Source organism: Rhodanobacter sp. UC4451_H18, assembly GCF_052978225.1.
Genome location: NZ_CM129663.1, coordinates 858,393 through 880,035 on the forward strand (window position 1 = coordinate 858,393; position 21,643 = coordinate 880,035).

The window sequence follows — 21,643 nt, forward strand, 5'->3', positions numbered from 1 at the left end:
GCATCTGCTGTTAGTTGGACGGAGGTGGGAAGGGCCGCGATAAATCCTCGGAAGGATACGCCGCGGCACCTCCCGAATCCACCCGCGCGCGGGGCGGGGCGAACGTCTGCGAGGCGCCGCACGCGGCGCGGATGATCCGCCGCGCAACGCGGCCCGCGCGGATGTCGAACAACGTGTCGAACGGCGTGTCGAACGGCGCGTGGCGCGGCGGCGGATATTCATCGACCGCTGCCTCCGACCATGCGAGGTTGCGCGCGCGACCCGCGCTGGAAACGACGCCGCCGGAAAATGTATACTGCGCAGTCCAGTTTGTACGTTGTGACATCTCCGAAGCGCCGCCACGGCGGCGTTTCGGGCGCCACCGGCAACACCCGATGCGCGGCGGAAACGGATTCCCGCGCGGCGCATGCGACGCCCCTCCCCACACCCCGAACAAGAAAGAGAACCGGAGTCCCCATGAAGCCTTCGTCACTGCGCTCGCCGCTGCTGTGCCTGTGCCTGCTGGTATTGGCCGGTTGCGGCAAGAGCACCAGCAACGGTCCGCCGCAAATGCCGCCGCCCGAGGTGGGCGTGGTCACGGTGCAACCGCAGAACTCGCCGCTGACCCGCGACCTGGTCGGGCGCCTTTCCGCCTATCGCAGCGCCGACGTGCGCGCGCGGGTGGCCGGCGTGCTGCTCAAGCGCGATTACGAGGAAGGCACCGACGTCACGCGCGGCCAGTTGCTGTTCCAGATCGACCCGGCGCCGCTGCAGGCCGAGTTGAACGCGGCCAAGGCTTCGCTGGCGCAGGCCCAGGCCAGCTGGACCAACAACAAGGTCACCGCGCAGCGCGTGCGCGAACTGGCGCCCAAGGGCTACGTGTCCAAGGCCGACCTCGACAACGCGCTGGCCGCCGAGCGCAGCAGCGCCGCGGCCGTGCAGGCCGCGCGCGCCAACGTGGAGACCGCGCGCATCAACCTGGGCTATGCCAACGTCACCGCGCCGATCGCCGGCCGCGCCGGGCAGCAGCAGGTGACCGAGGGCGCGCTGGTGGGCAGCGGGGCGGCCACCTTGCTCACCACGGTCGAGCAGATCGACCCGCTGTACGTGAACTTCACGCTCAGCGTGGAATCGCTGGAGAACATGCGCCAGGCGCAGAGCGAGGGCAACGTCACCCTGGCCGGCCAGAACAAGGCCAGCGTGCGCATCACCCTGCCCGACGGCAGCACCTACGCCGAGCCGGGCACGGTCGATTTCTCCGCCGCCACGGTCAACCCGGCGACCGGCTCGGTGGACTTGCGCGCCACCATCCCCAACCCGAAGCACAAGCTGCTGCCGGGCATGTACGTGACCTTGCAGGCCAACCTGGGCCAGCGTCACAAGGTGTTCGTGCTGCCGCAGCAGGCGGTGCAGCGCGACACCACCGGCGCCTACGTGATGACCGTGGGTGCGGACAACAAGGTCGTGCGCAAGGACGTCACCACGGCCGACATGCGCGACGGCGACTGGGTAATCAGCGGCGGCCTGAAGGCCGGCGACAAGGTGGTGGTTTCCGGCATCCAGAACGTGAAGGAAGGCGAGCCGGCCAAGCCGAGTCCCTGGCACCGCGATGCGCCGGCCGGCGCGACGTCCACGGCGCCGGCGGGCGGCGCTTCCGCGAACGGCCAGTAACGGAGCGCCGACATGCCCAACTTCTTCATCGACCGCCCTGTCTTCGCCTGGGTGGTCGCCATCCTGATTTCGCTCGGTGGCGTGCTGGCCATCCTCAACCTAGGCGTGGAATCCTACCCGGACATCGCGCCGCCGTCGGTCACGGTCAGCGCCAGCTACCCGGGCGCCAGCGCCGACACCACCGAGAAAACGGTCACCCAGGTCATCGAGCAGCAGCTGACCGGCATCGACCACCTGCTGTATTTCAGCTCCTCGTCCAGCGCCAGCGGTCGCGCCAGCATCACGCTGACCTTCGAGAGCGGTACCGACCCCGACATCGCCCAGGTGCAGGTGCAGAACAAGGTGGCGCTGGCCACACCGCGACTGCCTTCCGAAGTGACCCAGCAGGGCGTGGTGGTGGCCAAGGCCAACGCCGGCTTCCTGATGGTGGTGGCGCTGCAATCGACCAACCCGGGCATCGACCGCGACCGCCTCAACGACATCGTCGGCTCGCAGGTGCTCGACCAGATTTCGCGCGTGCCGGGCGTGGGCAGCACGCGGCAGTTCGGCTCCGAGTACGCCATGCGCATCTGGCTCAACCCGGACAAGCTGCACGGCTACAATCTGTCGGCCAGCCAGGTGCTCGCCGCCGTGCGTTCGCAGAACGTGCAGTTCGCCGCCGGCGCGCTGGGCGCGGACCCGGCCATCCCCGGCCAGGGTTTCAGCGCCACGGTGTCGACCGAAGGCCGTTTCACCACGCCGCAGCAGTTCGCCGAGATCATCCTGCGCACCAACACCGACGGCACCACCGTCACCCTGGGCGACGTGGCGCGCATCAGCTTCGGGCCCGGCAACTACGGTTTCGATACCCAGTACGACGGCAAGCCGATCGGCGCCTTCGCGATCCAGCTGCTGCCTGGCGCCAACGCACTCAACGTGGCCACCGCGGTGCGCGCCAAGATGGATGAGCTGGCGCCCAGCTTCCCGCCGGGCGTGACCTGGTTCAGCCCGTACGACAGCACTACCTTCGTGACCATCTCGATCAACGAGGTGGTGCACACGCTGATCGAGGCGATCGTGCTGGTGTTCCTGGTGATGCTGCTGTTCCTGCAGAACTTCCGCGCCACCATCATCCCCACCCTGGTGATTCCGGTGGCCTTGCTCGGCACCTTCCTCGGCATGCTGGTGCTCGGCTTCACCATCAACCAGCTGACCCTGTTCGGCATGGTGCTGGCGATCGGCATCGTGGTCGACGACGCGATCGTGGTGATCGAGAACGTCGAACGCATCATGACCGAGGAGGGTCTCTCGCCGAAGGATGCCACGCGCAAGGCGATGGGCCAGATCACCGGCGCGGTGGTGGCGATCACCGTGGTGCTGGCGGCGGTGTTCGTGCCCTCGTCGCTGCAGCCCGGCGCCTCCGGCATCATCTACAAGCAGTTCGCGCTGACCATCGCGCTGTCGATGGGCTTTTCCGCCTTCCTCGCGCTGAGCTTCACGCCGGCGCTGTGCGCCAGCTTCCTGCAGCCGGAGCACGAGAAGAAGAAGAACGTCGTCTATCGCAAGTTCAACCGGCTGTTCGACTGGACCACGCACACCTATACCCGCCACGTGGGCGTCGCGATCGGCCACGCGCCGCGGTGGATGCTGGCGTTCGTGGTGGTCGCGCTGCTCGGCGGCTTCCTCTACACGCGCCTGCCCGGCAGTTTCCTGCCGGAGGAAGACCAGGGCTACGCGATGTCGGTGATCCAGCTGCAGCCGGGCGCAACCAAGCAGCGCACCACCGAGGTCATGACGCAGATGCGCGACATCCTGCGCAAGGACCCCGCGGTGGACGGGGTGATGCAGGTCACCGGCTTCAGCTTCATCGGCTCCGGCGAGAACGCCGGCATGGCCTTCATCAAGCTCAAGGACTGGGCCGACCGCGATGTCGGCGCCAGCGAGTTCATCCAGCGCGCCAACCGCAAGCTGCACCAGATCCGCGATGCGCGCATCTTCGTGATCAACATCCCCACCGTGCAGGGGCTGGGCCAGTTCGGCGGCTTCGACATGTACCTGCAGGACCGCAGCGGTGCCGGTCGCGACGCCCTGACCGCGGCACGCAACACCCTGATCGGCAAGGCCAACCAGGACAGCAAGCTGGCCGGCGTGCGTCCGAACGAGCTGGAGGAAGCACCGCAGCTGCACCTGCAGGTGGATCGCGTGCAGGCGCAGTCGATGGGCCTGTCGATCGGCGACATCTACAACGCGATCGGGCTGATGCTGGCGCCGGTGTACGTCAACGACTTTACCTATGGCGGGCGCATCAAGCGCGTGATCATGCAGGCCGACGCGCCCTACCGCATGGGCCCGGATGCGCTGCAGCACATCTTCACGCCCAGCTCCAAGCTGGCCGGCGACGGCACCGCGCAGATGATCCCGCTGGCCAACGTGGTGCACTCGACGTGGGACGTGTCATCGCCCTCGCTGACCCGCTACAACGGCTACTCGGCGGTCGAGGTCGTCGGCTCGCCGGCGCCCGGGCACGCCTCGGGCGAGGCAATGAGCGAGATGGAACGGATCATCCGCAACGACCTGCCCAAGGGCTTCGGCTACGACTGGACCGGGCAGTCGTACCAGGAGATCCTCTCCGGCAACGCGGCTACCCTGCTGATGGTGCTGTCGATCTTCATCGTGTTCCTGGCGCTGGCCGCGCTGTACGAAAGCTGGTCGATCCCCGTCTCGGTGCTGCTGATCGTGCCGCTGGCGTTCCTGGGCGCGGTGGTGTTCACCCTGCTGCGCGGCCTTCCCAACGACATCTACTTCAAGATCGGCCTGATCACGGTGATCGGCCTGGCCGCGAAAAACGCGATCCTGATCGTGGAATTCGCGGTGGCCGAGCAGCAGGCCGGACGCAGCCTGCGCGAGGCCACGGTCGACGCAGCCCGCCTGCGCCTGCGCCCGATCCTGATGACCTCGCTGGCCTTCATCCTCGGCGTGTTCCCGCTGCTCGTCTCCTCCGGCGCCGGCGCCAACGCACGCCACGCCATCGGCACCGGCGTGATCGGCGGCATGCTGTTCGCCACCTTCCTCGGCGTGCTGCTGATCCCGGTGTTCTACGTGGTGGTGCGTCGCCTGCTCGGCGACAGACTCGATGGCGATATCCCCCGCCCGGGCCTGAACGCACCGCACACGTTCGACTCCGATCCGCAGCGGGGGCATTGAGGCAGGAGTGAGTGGAGAGGAGTGAGGAGTGAGAGAAAAGCACGGTACTCCTGCGTACCGCTTGCTCCGAACAAAAAGGCCCCGGTTCCAACCGGGGCCTTTTTGTTGGTTGCTTCAGATGAGCGAAGTGATGGGGGATGCAGGCAGGCTGTCTCTCACTCCTCACTCCTCTCCACTCACTTCTCGCTCTTCAGCGCAATCCCGTCTCCGCCCGTGCAATCACCAGCCGCTGGATCTCGCTGGTGCCTTCGTAGATCTCGGTGATCTTGGCGTCGCGGAAGTAGCGTTCCAGCGACATTTCCTTCGAATAGCCCATGCCGCCGTGGATCTGCACGGCCTGGTGGGCGATCCACATCGCCGCTTCGGAGGCGGTGAGCTTGGCCACGGCCGCCTCGGTGCCGAAGCGGCCGCCGTGCTTTTCGGCCTCGCCCTTGGTCCACGCGGCGCGCAGGGTGAGCAGCGTGGCCGCATCGAGCTTGCACTTCATGTCGGCGATCTTGGACTGGGTCATCTGGAAGGTGCCGATCGGCTGGCCGAACGCCTTGCGGTCGCGCGACCACTGCAGCGTGGCTTCGTACGCGGCGCGGGCAATGCCGACCGCCTGCGAGGCGATGCCGATGCGTCCGGCATCGAGCACGCCCATCGCGATCGAGAAGCCCTTGCCCTCCTCGCCCAGCAAATTGGCTTTTGGCAACACGTAATCGGTGAACTCGATCTCGCAGGTGGCCGAGGCGCGGATGCCGAGCTTGGGCTCGGTCTTGCCGGCGTGGAAGCCGGGCAGCCGGGTATCGACGATGAAGGCCGACACCCCCTTGGCGCCGATGCCCGGCGTGGTGATCGCGAACAGCACGATGTAGCGCGCCACCGGGCCGGAGGTGATCCAGCTCTTCTTGCCGTTGATCACCCAGTCGCCGTTGGCGTTCCTGGTGGCGCGGGTATGCATGGCCGAGGCATCGGAGCCCGATTGCGGCTCGGTCAGCGCATAGGCACCGATCGCCTCGCCGGTGGCGATGGCGCGCACGTACTGCTGTTTCTGCTCCTCGGTGCCATGCTTGAGGATGCCGTTGCAGAACAGCGAATTGTTCACCGACATGACCGTCGAAGTGGCCGCGTCGGCGGCAGCGATCTCGATCATCGCCAGCACGTAGGCGATCGGGTCCATGCCGGCACCGCCGTACGCCTCAGGCACCTCGATGCCCATCAGTCCGAGCCGGCCCATCTCGCGGATGTTCTCCAGCGGAAACTCGCCCTTCGCGTCCAGCTCGGCCGCCACCGGCGCGATGCGCTTGTGCGCGAAATCACGGGCGATCGACTGGATCGACAACTGGTCTTCGGTAAAACGGAAATCCACGGGTGGGCTCCTTGAGGCAATCGAGCCGCCGATTTTAGCGGCAAATGGCCGATCGGCCCCGCGCAGCCCGCTTGACGCATGGCAAAGCCCGGCCTAGCCTATACATCTTTATATCGCGATACAGGGATAATCATGGACTTGGCCACCGCGTCCAGCGTGTTGCGCCTGCTCGCCGACCCCACCCGCGTGCGCCTGCTGGCCCTGCTGGAGAACGAGGAGCTGACCGTGGCCGAACTGGCCGCGGTGCTGCATCTGGCGCAGCCACGGGTATCCACGCATCTGGCCAAGCTCAAGGAAGCCGGCCTGGTGCGCGACCGCCGCGCCGGCGTCTCGGCTTATTACCGCGCCAACAACGAGGGCGACGAGGCGCAGCACGCGTTGGTGGTTTCGCTGCGCGCCAGCATCGACGACGCCCTGTTGCGCGAGGACACCGCACGACTGCCCGGCGTGCTGGCCAACCGCGCCCGCGAGGAAGGCTGGGCCGACACCGTCGCCGGCGACATGGAGCGCCATTACTCGCCCGGCCGCACCTGGGAAACGCTGGCGCGCTCGCTGCTGCAGCTGCTGGGCACCGGCGACGTGCTCGACATCGCCTCCGGCGACGGCATCACCGCCGAGCTGCTGGCGCCGCATGCGCACTCGATCGTCTGCGTCGATTCCAGCGAGCGCGTGGTCGAGGCCGCCGCGAAACGACTGAAGTCGTTCGCCAACGTGCGCGTGATCCAGGGCGACATGCACGCGCTGGAGCTGGGCGAGCAGCGCTTCGATCTGGTGCTGATGCTGCACGCGCTGACCTACGCCGAACACCCCGCCAAGGCGGTGGCCGAGGCCGCCCGCCTGCTGCGCCCCGGCGGCCGCTTGCTGGCCGTGACGCTGGGCCAGCACGACCACCGCGCCGCGGTCGAGCCGTTCGACCACCGCAATCTCGGTTTCCGCATCGAGCAACTCGAAGGCTACGCGCGCAGCGCCGGGCTCGACGTGCTCAGCGGCAACCGGCTCAGCCGCGAGCGCAAGGCGCCGCATTTCGAAGTCATCAGCCTGCTGGCGCGCAAGCGCGCCTGACCCTCTTGTCTGCAAGGACGTTGCAATGAACACCCTGCCCTGGCTCCACCCCGATCGCGTCGCCGCCCTGAAACAGGCGCTGCGCCAACGCATCCTGATCATCGACGGCGCCATGGGCACCATGCTGCAGGCGCACCACCTCGACGAAGAGGGCTTTCGCGGCGAGCGCTTCGAGCACGGCCACGACGGCCACGCGCACGCGCACGACGGTCATGCCCATGACCATCCAGGGGGCTGCGACCTCAAGGGCAACAACGACCTGCTCACCCTGACCCGCCCCGAGATCATCCGCAGCGTGCACGACGCCTACCTGGAAGCCGGCGCCGACCTGGTCGAGACCAACACCTTCAACTCCACCCGCATCAGCCAGTCCGACTACAAGCTGCAGCACCTGGCCCACGAGCTGAATCTGGAAGGCGCAAAGCTGGCCCGTGCCGCCTGCGACGCGATGACGGCGAAGACGCCGCAGCAGCCACGCTTCGTGATCGGCGTGCTCGGCCCGACCAGCCGCACCGCCTCGCTGTCGCCCGACGTCAACGACCCGGGTTTCCGCAACGTGACCTTCGAGGAGCTGGCGGCGAATTACACCGAGGCGGCCAGCGGCCTGATCGACGGCGGCGCCGACGTGATCATGGTCGAGACGATCTTCGACACGCTGAACGCGAAAGCCGCGCTGTTCGCGCTGTCCGAACTGTTCCACCAGCGCGGCGCGCGCGTGCCGGTGATGATCTCCGGCACCATCACCGACCGCTCCGGCCGCACGCTCTCCGGCCAGACCGCCGAGGCGTTCTACTACTCGGTACGCCACGCACAACCGCTGTCGGTCGGCTTCAACTGCGCGCTCGGCGCCGAGGACCTGCGCCCACACATCCAGACCCTGGCGAGCATCGCCGAAAGCCATGTCAGCACCCACCCGAACGCCGGCCTGCCGAATGCCTTCGCCGAATACGACGAGACGCCCGAGCACATGGCCGGCGTGATCGCCGACTTCGCCCGCGACGGCCTGCTCAACCTGGTCGGCGGCTGCTGCGGCACGACGCCGGCTCACATCAAGGCGATCGCCGAGGCGGTGCGTGATTGCGCGCCGCGTGCGCTGCCTTGCGTCGATCAAGCGGAGGCCGCATGACCATGACGCGCCACACCCGCCTGTCGGGCCTCGAACCGCTGGTCATCACCCCCGACCTGCTGTTCATCAACATCGGCGAGCGCACCAACGTCACCGGCTCGGCCAAGTTCAAGAAGCTGATCAAGGAAGACCGCTACGACGAAGCGGTGGAAGTGGCCCGCCAGCAGGTGGAGAGCGGCGCGCAGATCCTCGACGTGAACATGGACGAAGGCCTGCTCGATTCCGAAGCGGCAATGGTGAAGTTCCTCAACCTGATCGCCGCCGAGCCGGACATCGCCAAGATCCCGGTGATGGTGGACTCCTCCAAGTGGAGCGTGATCGAGGCCGGCCTGAAGTGCCTGCAGGGCAAGGGCGTGGTCAACTCCATCTCGCTGAAGGAAGGCGAAGAACCATTCCTGGAGCAGGCGCGGAAAATCCTGCGCTACGGCGCCGCCACCGTGGTGATGGCCTTCGACGAGAACGGCCAGGCCGACAGCGTGGCGCGCCGCCTGGAAATCTGCGAGCGCTCGTACAAGCTGCTCACCGAAGAAGTGGGCTTTCCGCCCGAAGACATCATCTTCGACTCCAACATCTTCCCGATCGGCACCGGCATCGAGGAGCACGCCGACAACGCGGTGAACTTCATCGAGGCGGCGAAGGAACTGAAGAAGCGCTTCCCGTACTCGCACCTCTCCGGCGGCGTCTCCAACGTCTCGTTCTCGTTCCGCGGCAACGACGCCGTGCGCGAGGCGATCCACAGCGTGTTCCTCTACCACGCCATCCAGGCCGGCATGGACATGGGCATCGTCAACGCCGGCCAGCTGGCGATCTACGACGAGCTGGAACCCGAGCTGCGCGAGCGCGTGGAAGACGTGGTGCTGAACCGCCGCGCCGACGCCACCGAGCGGCTGATGGAGATCGCCGAGAAGCACAAGAAAGGCGCGCGCGAGCAGGACAATAGCAACGCCATGGCCTGGCGCGAACTGCCGGTGCGCAAGCGGCTGGAACACGCACTGGTGCACGGCATCGACCAGTTCGTGGTGGAAGACACCGAGGAAGTGCGCCAGACCGTCACCCGCACGCTGGACGTGATCGAAGGTCCGCTGATGGACGGCATGAACGTGGTCGGCGACCTGTTCGGCGCCGGCAAGATGTTCCTGCCGCAGGTGGTGAAATCCGCCCGCGTGATGAAGAAGGCGGTGGCGTGGCTGCTGCCCTTCATGGAAGAGGAGAAAAAACTCAGCGGCAACACCAGCAAGAGCAACGGCAAGATCGTGATGGCCACGGTCAAGGGCGACGTGCACGATATCGGCAAGAACATCGTGGGCGTGGTGCTCGCCTGCAACAACTTCGAGGTGATCGACCTCGGCGTGATGGTGCCGGCGCAGAAGATCCTCGACACCGCGATCGAGGAGAAGGCCGACATGATCGGCGTCTCCGGCCTGATCACCCCTTCGCTGGAGGAGATGGCCAACGTCGCCCGCGAAATGAAGCGGCGCGGCTTCAGCATCCCGCTGCTGATCGGCGGCGCCACCACCTCGCGCGCGCACACCGCGATCAAGATCGAGCCGCACTACGAAACCGCCTGCGTGTGGGTGAAGGACGCCTCGCGCGCGGTCGGCGTGGCGCAATCGCTGGTCAGCAAGGAGCTGGTCGACGGCTTCCTGGCCAAGGTGCGCAGCGAGTACGCGGAGGTGCGCGAGCGCCACAAGCACCGCGGCCCCGGCAAGAAGCTGGTGACGCTGGCGCACGCACGCGGCAACCGCTTCAGCTGCGACTGGGCCAACTACGACCCGCCGCAGCCGGTGCAGCCCGGCCTCACCGTGTTCGACGACTACCCGCTGGCCGAGCTGCGCGAAACCATCGACTGGACACCGTTCTTCCAGGCCTGGGAACTGGCCGGCCACTATCCCGCCATCCTCACCGACGCCGTGGTCGGCACGCAGGCCAGCGAACTGTTCGCCGACGCGCAGGCGATGCTGGACAAGATCGTCAACGAGAAGTGGCTGAAGGCCCGCGCGGTGATCGGCTTCTGGCCGGCCGCCAACCTCATGGACGACGTGGAGATCTACACCGACGACACCCGCACCCAGCCGCTGGCCACGCTGCACCACCTGCGCCAGCAGGCCGACAAGCCGGTGGAACGCCCCAACCTGTGCCTGGCCGATTTCATCGCGCCGAAGTCGTTCGGCAAGCCCGACTGGATCGGCGGCTTTGCCGTCACCGCGGGCCTCGGCATCGAGCCGCACCTCGAGCGCTTCCACGCCGACCATGACGACTACTCCGCGATCATCCTGAAAGCGCTGGCCGACCGACTCGCCGAAGCCTTCGCCGAACGCATGCACCTGCGCGTGCGCAAGGAGTTCTGGGGTTTCGTGCCCGACGAAAGCCTCGACAACGAGGCGTTGATCGCCGAGAAATACCAGGGCATCCGCCCCGCCCCCGGCTATCCGGCCTGTCCCGATCACACCGAGAAGGCGACGCTCTTCAAGCTCCTCGACGCCACGAACAACGCCGGCATCATACTCACCGAAGGTTTCTCGATGTACCCGGCAGCCGCCGTCTCCGGCTGGTACTTCTCGCACCCCGGCAGCCAGTACTTCGTGGTCGGCCGCCTGGGCCTGGAACAGGTGCAGGACTACGCCAAACGCAAAGGCTGGAGCCAGGCCGAGGCCGAACGCTGGCTCGCCGCCAACCTCGACTACGACCCCGATTGACCGATCGCCCGGGCAGGGCGGGCACTGGCGGCGGGCAGGGCCCGCCCTGCGTCAACTCAAGCGGTGGCGTCGCCGGTCATGCCGTTCTTTCGATGGCGGAGGTGCACGACCAGGTTGTAGACCGACACGAACACCGGGAAGAAGTTGGAGAGGATGCCCACCGAGTCGTTCTTGCCGAACACGAAGTACGCCAGCAGCAACACGCTGCCGCACACCGACAGCCACCAGAACGCCAACGGCATCACCACGCGCTTGTACTTGCGCGTGTAGTAGAGCTGGACGAACCAGCGGCTGGTGAACATCAGCGTGCCGGCGAAGCCGACGATCTTCCACGGCGTCAGCTCGAACTGCTGCAGCGCGTGAAGGATGCGAACCAGTTCGGTGTCGAGGAATGCCATGAGCGTGCGCTTGCGTCGGGAAAGGCGACAAGTCTAGCAATTCGCCACCATCGCTCCTTGCACGCCGCCGCAGCCGGCGGCGATCGGCAAGGCCGTCTCCTTCGCCGCGAACACGAAAAAGGCCACCCGCTGGGTGGCCTTTTCGCGATTCTGTATGGTGGGCGATGCAAGGATCGAACTTGCGACACCTGCCGTGTGAAGGCAGTGCTCTACCGCTGAGCTAATCGCCCGCCGAGAACGCGCAATTTTAGGGATACATGCCGAGCCGGTCAACCATCGCGCGAACTCCGGCGCGGCACCGACGCTGGGATGGCCGGCGCCCGGTGATCAATGGCTGGGCCGGGCAAGCGACACGGATCTCGCCTGCCCCGGCACGATCAGCCCGACGATTCGAGCACGTGGGCGACCAGTGCGGCCAGAAACGTTTCGCGCAGGCGGCGGTAGTGCGGGTCTTGCGGGCCTTTCAGCGCGGCTACGTGCATGGCGTGGTGGCTGGCGCCCAGGCTGTCGTCGAGATCGGCCAGGTGGAAGTATTCGCCGGGGCCGCAGGTGCGTCCGCTGTGGGTGGCCCAGAACGCGGACTCGGCCGGCAGCGCGACGAATTGCTCCTCCCACAGCAACTCGCTGGCCAGCGCGCCGAGACTGGTGAGCGGGACTTGCGCCCGCGGAGCGGGGCGATGCGCGCGCAGCCAGCCTTGCAGCGCCTCGGCCGGCATCGGCCGGGCCAGTGCGTAGCCCTGGCCGAAATCGGCACCCAGCAGCGAGGCCGCCTCGATCAGGTCGGGCGTTTCCAGCCCTTCCACCACGACCTCCAGCCGCAGGTCGTTGCCGATGCGTATCAGCTGGCGGATGAAACGCAGCGTGTTCAAGGGGTCGCGCCTGGCCTGCAGCACGATCGCCTGGTCGATCTTGATGCGGTCGAACGGCCATTGGCGCAGCCGGATCAGCGAGCTGTAGCCGGCACCGAGGTCGTCCTCGACCAGCCGAACGCCCAGCGCCTTCAGCGATTGCATGCCCGGCTCGTCCAGCGAGCCGGGGTGTTCGCTGGCCAGCGGGGATTCGAGGATCTCCAGCAGCAGCGCCGCGGGCGGGCAACCGCTGTCGGCGAGGACCGCGGCGGCAGCCGTGCCGTAGCGGGGATCTTCCAGCGCCGCCGCCGGCACGTTCACCGACATGTCCAGCGGGTGGCCCGCACCGCACAGCGATTGCCGGCAGGCGGTGGCCAGCGCCAGGCCATGCCGGAACAGCACGATCAGGTCATCGGCATCCAGCGCGGGCAGGAAGCGGCCGGGCGCCAGCAGCTGGTCGTCCACGTCGCGCAAGCGCGCCAGCGCCTCGAACTCGGTGACCGCGCCGTCGGCCAGCCGGATCAGCGGCTGGTAGTGCATCTGCAAGGCATCGGTGGCGATCCGCGCGCGCCAGCGCTCGCGCACGAAGAACGGCAGCAATTCGGCGCCCTGCCGCGGTGGCGACAGCCGCGCCAGCGCAAGGTCCAGCACCGACTTGACCTGCTCCACGAAGGCACGTTGATCCTCGCTCTGCAAGCCGCCGGCATACGGGCTGTACAGCGACAGCACCACCACCGGGTTGTCGCGCGACGGACACAGCGGGATCGAAACGCTGGAGACCACCCCGAGCCCGAGCGCCATGTCGCGCCAGCTGGCCATGGCCGGATCGCTGCCGAAATGCACGCAGCGCTGGATGCTGACCGTGCGCCAGGCGCGCCCGCTCGGCCCGCCGCCCTCCGGGTGATCGGGATCGACGCGGATCGGCAATGCCTCGCCCGCGCTCAGCGCGCGCAGGTAGGCCGCAAACGCATTGCCCGCCACCGCCTCGTAGGTCAGTCGGCCGGAATCGTCCGGGCGCCCCACCGCGCAGGCGGCAAATTCCTGGTGCGAGGCGAGGATGTCGACCACGCCCTGGATCAGGCCAAGATAGCCCTCGGCCGACCACGCCAACGCATTGAGCCGGGCCAGCAGCGCCATGCGCCGGCGTTGCAGCGCGCGCATGCTTTCAAGCTGCCAATGCCGCTCGGCATCCAGCCGTTGCAGCACCACGTCCAGCGCGCGGCGGTCGGCCGAGGCCAGCACCGTGACCAGGTCGTCGCGCAGTTGCTCGATCGCCTCCAGCAGCCACACTTCCTCCAGCCCGCAGGCGGCGTGGAACAGGCCGGTGCGCGTGGCGCGCTTGCGGTGGGCGGCCAGGTCCAGGTCCGCGCGGGCCAGCACCTGCAGATGCGCCAGCATGTGCAGCTTGAGCGCGCGGTACTCGCCGTCCGGCAACGCGCGCAGCAGCGTGCCGATGCCTTCGTGCTGGAGCAGCGCCGCGCAGAAACTCTCCACCACCGCCTGCAGCCGCGGCTGCCAGCTGTCGCGGCAGGCCCGCAGCAACATGGTGGCCTGCTCGCCGTAGGGTGCGACCGGCCCTTCCGGTTCCACCGTGGCCAGCGCGCCGTCGGAGCGCGCCATCGCCCACCAGCGCGTGCGATGGCGCTTGCGCGCCTTGACCTGGTACATCGCCTGGTCGGCCAGGCGCAGCAACTGCTCGCCACTGGCATGGCCGTCGCTGGCATAGGTGGCGATGCCCAGGCTGGCGCCGATCGGCAGCAGCCGGCCGTCGATGGGCACCGGTTGCAGCAACGCGGCACCGATCCGTTCCAGCAGGTCGTCCAGGTCGCTCTCGTGCTGCAGGTCGTCGAACACCAGCACGAACTCGTCGCCGCCGAAGCGCGCCACGTAGTCGCCGCCGCGCAGCAGCAGCCGCAGCCGCTCGGCCACCTCGGCCAGCACTCGGTCGCCCACCGCGTGGCCGTGGCGATCGTTGATCGGTTTGAGATCGTCCAGGTCGAGCAGACCGACCGCGACCCGCCGTCCCTGCCGCCGCGCGCTGGCCAGCACCGCGTCCAGATGGCGATCCAGCGCGCGCCGGTTGGGCAGGTCGGTGAGGTCGTCGTGCGAGGCGAGGTACGTCTGCCGCTCCTGCTCCTGGCGCAGGGCGTGGCGCTGCGCATGCTGGCGCAGGGCGAGCCCGGCGGCGTCGGCGATCTCGTCGAGCAACCGGCACATCTCCTCGTCGAACGCATCGGGTTCGGCGGTCACCACCACGAATACACCGGTCGGCGTGCGCGCATTCGGGTCGGTGCCATCGACGGGCCCGGCAAACAATGGCCAGCAGCCGACCGCACTGGCGTGCTCGCTCAGCTCGGTGCGCCAGGGGTTGTCGCTCGGCGTGCCTGCCGTGGGTTTGCGCCGGATGACCGGCGTGCCCTGCATGAACGCCTGGGTAGGCGCGATGGTGCGCGGGCCGTCCTGGTGCCGCGGCGGCATCGGCAGGGTCAGCATCACCTCGGCGATCGGCCCGACCAGGGCCACCCGGCGCAAGGTGTCCTGGCCCTCCACGGCGGCGAACACGTCGACCGCCGCAGCGCCGGCGATGTCCGCCAGCGCACGCGCCAAGGTGGGATAGATCGCTTCCGGGTCGGGTTGCTCCAGCAACGCGCGCTGGATCGTGCGTTGCGCATCGCGGTAACGGCTCATGCGGATGCTGCGTTCTAGCAGCATCTGGTGGTCCCAGAACCGGCTCAGCTCGTCGACCAGGCGCTGGGCCCAGTCCAGCAGCTCCTCGCCAAGCGCCGGGCCGCCCTCGCGCGAGTACGAGGCCAGCACCAGCTGGCCGCCGTCGCGGGTACGCGAGGCGGCCACGATGCAGGCACCGAAGCCGTGCTGGCGGGCGGCGGCGCGCCAGTGCGCAAACTCGGCGGAGGCCACCGGGGTGACGCGGGCGCGCTCCTCGCGCAGCACGATGCCGACCGGGCCGCGGCCGCCGGGCTCGTCCATCGCGTCGCTCAAGCGCAGGGTCTCGGCATAGGCCTGCGCCGGCCCCGCGGCGGCCAGCACCTCGACCGCGTGCATGTTGCTCTCGCGCCTGCCGATCCACACCAACGGCAGCTTCATGGTGGCAGCAAGGATGCGGCTGACTTCCAGCAGTGCCCGGCGGCGATCGTGACCGGGAGCGGCATGCAACAGGCTCAAGGTTTCCGCCACGCTTCGATAGAAGCGCTCGCGCAGTTCGCCGGGCACGGCAGCTCGGTTCGGCATGGACTCCCTCGGCGGCTCCTCGTCGTCGTGGATCGTGTCGGCGCGTTTGCCTGCCGCACAAGCCGGGAGTCACCGGCAAAGCGGCAGTCGTGGGTGATTCGGTGCAACGATCATCAGCCTACCGGAAATCGGTCCGTCGCCGCATCAATTTGCGCTTGTGCAGATCGGCCCGCGCCGGTCAACGGGCCGGGGCCTGCTCCTCGGCCAGCGCGTGCTCGACCAGCAGCGCGAACAGCCGGTCGCGGCGCCGGCCGTGGCCGGGGTCGAACGGCCCCGCGGCGGCGCCGTCGAGCATCTCGCGCCAGGCCAGCCGCAACGGCGCGCCGACGCCCTCGGCGGTGCGCAGCCAGTCCCCGACGCCGCCGCCGGCATGGACGTGGCGACGCAGCGCATCGGGCACGTCGAACAACGCGGCGAAACGCTCCTCCCAACGCAGCGCGCTGGCCAGCGCGCCGAGCGCATGGCGTGGCGATGCGCCCGGCCGCGGAGGACGGACGGTCCCCAGCCACCCGGGCAACGCCTCCGCCGGCATCGGGTGGGCCAGCGCAAAGCCCTGGCCGAAATCCGCGCCGAGGATCGCGGCGGCCTCCAGCATGCCGGCCGATTCCAGGCCTTCGACGACCACCTCCAGACCCAGGTCGTGGCTGACCCGGATCAACTGGCGCAGCGCGCGCAGGGTGCCCAGCGGATCGAACCGGACCTGGCCGATGATGGCGTGGTCGACCTTGATGCGGTCGAACGGCGACTGGCTCAGCCGCGCCACCAGGTTGCGGCTGAGCGCGCGGTCGTCGCCCGGCGCGTGGTGCTCGATCGACTTCAGCGACTGCACGCCGGTTTCGGCCAGCAACGCCCAGCAGCCGATGCCGCTGGCGTTCTCGAAAGCCTCGAAACGCAGCGCGTCGGGCGGACAGCCGCTGGCCTGCAGGATGGTCTCGACCGTGCGCGCGTAGCGGGCATCGCGCAGCGCCGCCACCGGCACGTTGACCGACATGCCCAGCGCCAGCCCGCTGCGTGCCAGCGACTGCTGCCGCGCCACCGCCTGGATGATGCCGTCGCGGAACAGCCGCATCAGCCCTGCCGCACCGAGCGCCGGCATGAAACTGGCCGGCAGCTGCAGGCCGCCGGCGGCGTCGCGCAGCCGCGCCAGCGCCTCGAAGCCGGCGATCTGGTTGTCGGCCAGGCGCACCATCGGCTGGTAGTGCATGCGCAGCGCACCGCCGGCCAGCAGACTGCGCCAGCGCTGGCGCACGAAGGCCGGCAGCAGGGTCGCCAACTGGCGTTGCGGCGCCATGCGCAGCAGCGCCAGTTCCAGTACCTGCTTGATCTGCGCGATGAACGCGCGCTGGTGCTCGCTGCGAAAGCCGCCGGCATAACCGCTGTACAGCGCCAGCAGCGCCACCGGTCGGCCCGGGGCCAGGCACAGCGGCACCGCGACCTGCGAAACGATGCCGTGGCGTTCGGCGGTGTCGCGCCACAAGGCCATCACCGGATCGCTGCCGTAGTGCGCGCTGCGTTCGACGGCGCCGCTTTGCCAGGCGCGGCGCAGCGGTTCTTCCGCCCGTGCCGCGGCGCGATCGACCTGCAGCGGCGGCGCCACGCCGTGGTTGGTGATGCGCAGGTATTCGGCCGGCACCGCGCCGGCCACCAGCTCGCTGACCATGTCGCCGGAGGCATCCGGGCGACCGGCGGCGCAGACGACCAGTTCCTCGTGCGCCGCCAGCACCTGTACGGCGTCTTCGAGCAGGTCCAGGCTGTCGTGCGCCGACCACGCCGCGGCGTGGATCTTCGCCAGCGCCGCGTCACGCCGGCGCTGCAGGTCGCGCATGCTTTCCAGCTGCCATTGCTGGTCCATCGCCAGTCGCTGCAGCACGATCGCCAGCGCATCGCGCTGGGCGCGCGGACCGCGTCCCAGGGTGCCGGCGAGGATCCCGCGCAATTGCTCGATCGCCTCGGCCAGCCACGCTTCTTCCAGCCCGCACGCGGCCTGGCAGATACCGGCGCGGATCGCGCCTGCGCGCTGGCCGGCTTCTTCCAGCTCGGGATAACACAGGGTTTGCAGATGGCGCGCCAGGCGTTCCTCGAACGCCTCCCGCGCCGACGCGGGGAAACTCGCCAGCAGGCCGGCGATGCCTTCATGGGCGCCGAGGGCGGCATGGAAGCGCTGCGCCACCACCGGCAGTTGCGCCTGCCAGACCTCGGCACACGCGCGCAGCACCGCGGCCGCCTGCGGGCCATGCGCCTCGGCGATGCCGGCCTCATCGCCCGCCGCCGCAACGGGGGCGCCTTCGCTGCGCGCCAGCGCCCACCAGTTGGCGCGCTGCTGTTTGTGTGCCTTGACCTGGTACATCGCCTGGTCGGCCAGCCGCAGCAGTTGCTCGCCGCTGTCCTGCGCGTGGGTCGGATACAAGGCCACGCCCAGGCTGACGGTGATGTCGATGTTGTTCTGTCCGCCCAGCGCGATCGGCTGCTGCAGCGATTGCCACAGCCGCTCCAGCAGCATGGCCAGGTCGTCCTCGCTGGCGAGGTCCTCCAGCACCAGCACGAATTCGTCACCGCCCACGCGCGCCACCGAATCCTCCGAGCGCAGTGCGTCGTGCAGGCGATGTGCCACCTCGACCAGCACACGGTCGCCGGCGGCGTGGCCGTGGCGGTCGTTGATCGGCTTGAGGTCGTCCAGGTCGAGCATGCCCACCGCCACCAGATGGTGGTGCCGGGCCGCCCGCGCCAGCGCGCGTTCGAGGTGGTAATCGAGTGCGCGCCGGTTGGGCAGGTCGGTCAGTGCGTCGTGCAGCGCCAGGTAGGTCTGCCGCTCCTGTTCGCGGAACAGGGCCTGGCGCTGCGAGTACTGGCGCAGCGCCAGGCCGACGGTGTCGGAAATCTCGTCGAGCAGGCGCCACAGGTCGGCATCGAACGCGTCGATCTCGGCCGCCGCCAGCAACAACACGGCGGCGGCGTGGTACTCGACACCGCTGTCGCGGGGCAGGGTCTGGAAGATCGGCCAGCAACCGATCGCCGCCACCTCGCCCAGCGACTCGCCGTGCCACACGAGCGACACGTCGGGCCACGCCGACGGGCGCAGCCGCACCACCGGTTCACCCTCCATCCACGCCTGGGTAGCTACCGGCATCGGCGGTTCGTCGACCTGTCGCGGCGGTTCGGGCAGCGTCGCCAGCCGCTCGACCAGCGGCCCGGCACCCACTTCCCGGCGCAACACCTCGCCCTCGGGCACATAAACCATCACCGCACTGGCCGCGGCGTCCTTGACCAGTGCATTGGCCAGCGTCATGTAGATCGCCGCCGGCTCGGGGTGCGCCAGCAGCGCGCGCTGGATCGTGCGATGCGCATCGCGGAAACGGCCCAGCCGCAGGTTGCGTTCCAGTTGCGCCTGGTCGTCCCAGAACCGGGCCAGCTCGTCGGCCAGGCGCTGCGCCCAGTCGAGCAGTTCGTCGGTGAGCGCGGGCCCGCCGCGGCGCGAGTACGCGGCCAGCGCCAACTGGCCACCGTCGGCGGTGCCGGCGGCGGCCACGATGACCGAGTCCAGGCCGTAGGCATGGGCCGAGCCCTGCCAGTCCGCGTCCCCGGGCGAGTCGATCGAGGCCAGCTGCGGACGGCCGTCGCGCAAGGCGGCTCCGGCCGGGCCGCGGCCGCCCGGTTCGCGCGGATCGTCGCTGACCGGCCACACGCTGGCGTACTCCGCGGCGGGGCCGGCGGCGATCAGCTCGAGCGTGGATTGGCCCAGTTCGCGCCGGCCGATCCACACCAGCGGCAGATCCATCGTGCTGACCACGGTGGTGGCCACTTCGAGCAGGGCGCGGCGGCGATCGTAGCCGGCGGCCGGGTGCAGCAGGGTAAGCGTCTCCGCCACGCTCTGGTAGAAGCGCTCGCGAAGTTCGCCATCCTGCCGATCCTGCCCCTGCACCGCCATGCCGATCATTCCCCCCAAATATCCTCTCCGACGCCCCGCTCAGCCGGCCGATGGCCGAAAGACGGGCGGCAGCCAGGCGCTGCGCCCCACCGAGAGCCCGCCGGAAACAGGTTCACGGCGCAGTAGAAGCAAGTTCCACGCCACCGCAACCGCACCACGGAAACCCCTTGCCTGCAGGCATCGCCCGCATTCCCGCGCCATGCCGCCGGACAGCGGCCGGGGAAATCCATGCCGTTTGGGTCAGAACGGGCCGATCAGCGCCGCTACCGGCAGGCACGCGCCCGCTCGCGCATCATGGCCTGCTCGCGACGGTTGCGGGTCAGCGTGGCGGCGCGCTCGAACTCCCGGCTCGCCTCCTCGCCGCGCCCCAGCCGCGCCAGCAGATCGCCGCGCACGGCGGGCAGCAGGTGGTAATGGCGCAGGCTCGGCTCGTCGCCCAGCGCATCGACCAGGGCCAAGCCCTCGGCCGCACCGCTGGCCATGCCCACCGCCACCGCGCGGTTGAGCTCCACCACCGGCGAGGGCGCGACCCGGGCCAGCACGGCGTACAGCGCGGCGATCCGCGACCAGTCGGTTTCCGCGGCCGTGGCGGCGCGCGCGTGGCAGGCCGCCACCGCCGCCTGCAGGGCGTACGGGCCCAGCTCGCCGCCCAACCGGCGCGCCTGTTCCAGCGCGGCGAGCCCACGGCCGATCAGCAGGCGATCCCACAGCGCGCGGTCCTGGTCGAGCAGCAGGATCGGCTCGCCGCGCGCATCGGTGCGCGCGCGGGCGCGCGAGGCCTGGATCTCCATCAACGCCACCAGCCCATGCACCTCCGGCTCGCGCGGCATCAACCCGGCCAGCACGCGGCCCAGGCGCAGCGCGTCCTCGCACAGGCCCGGGCGCATCCAGTCGTCGCCGGTGGTGGCCGCATAGCCCTCGTTGAAGATCAGGTAGATCACCCCGAGCACGGCGGCCAGCCGCTCAGCCAGCTCGTCGCCGCGCGGCACTTCGTAGGCCACGTCCGACTTGGCCAGGCTGCGCTTGGCCCGCACGATGCGCTGGGCAATCGTTGCCTCCGGCACCAGGAAGGCGCGCGCGATCTCGTCCGTGCCCAGCCCGCCGAGCAGGCGCAGGGTCAGCGCCACCCGTGCCTCCATCGAGAGCAACGGGTGGCAGGCGGTGAAGATCAGCCGCAGCAGATCGTCGCCGAACGGGTCGTCCAGCGTGCGTTCGGCGACGGCCTCGGCGGATTCGTGTTCGCGATCCCATTCGTGCACAAGTTGCTCGTGCTTGCGTTCGACCAGCTTGTGCCGGCGCAGGCGATCGATGGCACGGCGTTTGGCGGTGGTCATCAGCCAGGCGCCGGGGTTGTCCGGCACGCCGGTTTGCGGCCACTGTTCCAGCGCCGTCACCAGCGCGTCCTGCGCCAGTTCCTCGGCCAGCCCGACATCGCGCAGCATCCGCGCGAGGCCGGCGATCAGCCGGGCCGATTCGATGCGCCAGACCGCGTCGATGGTGCGATGGGTGTCGGTCATGCTCATGACCGCCGATCACAGCACCGGTCCGCGGCGGGCGCAAGCGCCGTTGGTGGGGGCTGCCGCCCGTCGCGCTGGCGGGCGGTGCCCGCCCTACTCGTGGCCCAGTTGCGCGCGCAGGCGGGCTTCCTGCTCGCGCAGCTCGGGCGTGAACGCCTCGCCGAAATCCTCCGCCTCGAACACCGGGCGGATCTCGATCACCGACTCGCCCTCCATCGGATTGGGGCAACGCCGCACCCAGGCGATCGCCTCGTCGAGCGATTTCACCTGCCACAGCCAGAAGCCGGCGACCAGCTCCTTGGTCTCGGTGAACGGCCCGTCGACGACATGGCGCTGCTTGCCGGAGAACGTCACCCGTGCACCGCGCGCGCTGGGCGCCAACCCTTCGCCGGCAAGCATCACGCCGGCCTTGACCAGCTCCTCGTTGAACTTGCCCATCGCAGCCAGCAACTCCTGGCTCGGCATCACGCCGGCTTCCGATTCGGCGGTGGCCTTGACTATCACCATGCATCGCATCGCAAGTATCTCCCGTGGGGCCGGATCACCGTGCGCCGGCTTCACTTCACCGACGAACCAGCGCGCTGCGGATCGACACGGCCCACCCGTCGCAGGCGTCGAGACCCGGACGGGCGACAATG

12 protein-coding genes and 1 tRNA gene are annotated in these 21,643 nt (G+C 69.1%); 5 read left to right on the top strand and 8 right to left on the bottom strand.

Features of this window, described 5'->3' with window-relative positions:
* Positions 1-10 precede the first annotated feature (10 nt).
* A complete protein-coding gene (locus tag ACVCMG_RS04160; RefSeq protein WP_447114943.1) occupies positions 11-325 on the bottom strand; it encodes a hypothetical protein in 315 nt (104 codons plus the stop codon).
* Positions 326-456: 131 nt separating this feature from the next.
* Between ACVCMG_RS04160 and ACVCMG_RS04165 the strand changes: the two genes are divergently transcribed.
* Together ACVCMG_RS04165 and ACVCMG_RS04170 are read left to right on the top strand one after the other, a co-directional pair.
* Complete coding sequence (locus ACVCMG_RS04165; protein WP_447114944.1) at positions 457-1,650, top strand: efflux RND transporter periplasmic adaptor subunit; 1,194 nt, start codon at positions 457-459, stop codon at positions 1,648-1,650.
* A gap of 12 nt (positions 1,651-1,662) precedes the next feature.
* Entirely contained in the window at positions 1,663-4,833 is a 3,171-nt protein-coding gene (locus tag ACVCMG_RS04170) for a multidrug efflux RND transporter permease subunit (protein ID WP_447114945.1), read from the top strand.
* A gap of 190 nt (positions 4,834-5,023) precedes the next feature.
* On the opposite strand, the gene ACVCMG_RS04175 is transcribed toward ACVCMG_RS04170, so the two are convergent.
* Positions 5,024-6,217: an acyl-CoA dehydrogenase family protein gene (locus ACVCMG_RS04175; RefSeq protein WP_395121363.1), complete on the bottom strand. Its 1,194-nt coding sequence runs from the start codon at positions 6,215-6,217 to the stop codon at positions 5,024-5,026.
* Positions 6,218-6,316: 99 nt separating this feature from the next.
* Here ACVCMG_RS04175 and ACVCMG_RS04180 point away from each other — a divergent pair, with 99 nt between their 5' ends.
* Genes ACVCMG_RS04180 through metH form a run of 3 tightly spaced genes read left to right on the top strand, consistent with a single transcriptional unit; the run spans position 6,317 to position 11,068 of the window.
* A complete protein-coding gene (locus ACVCMG_RS04180; protein ID WP_447099221.1) occupies positions 6,317-7,246 on the top strand; it encodes an ArsR/SmtB family transcription factor in 930 nt (309 codons plus the stop codon).
* 25 nt (positions 7,247-7,271) lie between these two features.
* Positions 7,272-8,372: a homocysteine S-methyltransferase family protein gene (locus ACVCMG_RS04185; RefSeq protein WP_447105911.1), complete on the top strand. Its 1,101-nt coding sequence runs from the start codon at positions 7,272-7,274 to the stop codon at positions 8,370-8,372.
* Positions 8,369-11,068 carry a methionine synthase gene (gene metH, locus ACVCMG_RS04190; RefSeq protein ID WP_447114946.1) on the top strand — a complete coding sequence of 900 codons (2,700 nt, stop codon included), beginning with the start codon at positions 8,369-8,371 and terminating at the stop codon, positions 11,066-11,068. Before ACVCMG_RS04185 ends, metH begins: the two co-directional genes overlap by 4 nt.
* 56 nt (positions 11,069-11,124) lie before the next feature.
* On the opposite strand, the gene ACVCMG_RS04195 is transcribed toward metH, so the two are convergent.
* The 6 genes from ACVCMG_RS04195 to ACVCMG_RS04220 all read right to left on the bottom strand — a co-directional run bounded on the left by ACVCMG_RS04195 (position 11,125) and on the right by ACVCMG_RS04220 (position 21,521).
* On the bottom strand, positions 11,125-11,466 hold the full coding sequence (locus ACVCMG_RS04195; RefSeq protein WP_395117545.1) for a lipid-A-disaccharide synthase N-terminal domain-containing protein: 342 nt from the start codon (positions 11,464-11,466) through the stop codon (positions 11,125-11,127).
* A 155-nt stretch (positions 11,467-11,621) separates the two neighbouring features.
* Positions 11,622-11,696: transfer RNA gene (locus ACVCMG_RS04200), tRNA-Val, on the bottom strand.
* A 147-nt stretch (positions 11,697-11,843) separates the two neighbouring features.
* Complete coding sequence (locus ACVCMG_RS04205) at positions 11,844-15,563, bottom strand: EAL domain-containing protein (RefSeq protein WP_447114947.1); 3,720 nt, start codon at positions 15,561-15,563, stop codon at positions 11,844-11,846.
* Between the two features lie 178 nt (positions 15,564-15,741).
* The gene (locus tag ACVCMG_RS04210) at positions 15,742-19,497 is read right to left on the bottom strand and encodes a diguanylate cyclase domain-containing protein (RefSeq protein ID WP_447114948.1); all 3,756 of its coding nucleotides are present in this window, start codon (positions 19,495-19,497) and stop codon (positions 15,742-15,744) included.
* A 254-nt stretch (positions 19,498-19,751) separates the two neighbouring features.
* Positions 19,752-21,011 carry an RNA polymerase sigma factor gene (locus ACVCMG_RS04215; RefSeq protein ID WP_395117539.1) on the bottom strand — a complete coding sequence of 420 codons (1,260 nt, stop codon included), beginning with the start codon at positions 21,009-21,011 and terminating at the stop codon, positions 19,752-19,754.
* A gap of 87 nt (positions 21,012-21,098) precedes the next feature.
* A complete protein-coding gene (locus ACVCMG_RS04220) occupies positions 21,099-21,521 on the bottom strand; it encodes a YciI family protein (RefSeq protein ID WP_447114949.1) in 423 nt (140 codons plus the stop codon).
* Positions 21,522-21,643 lie beyond the last annotated feature (122 nt).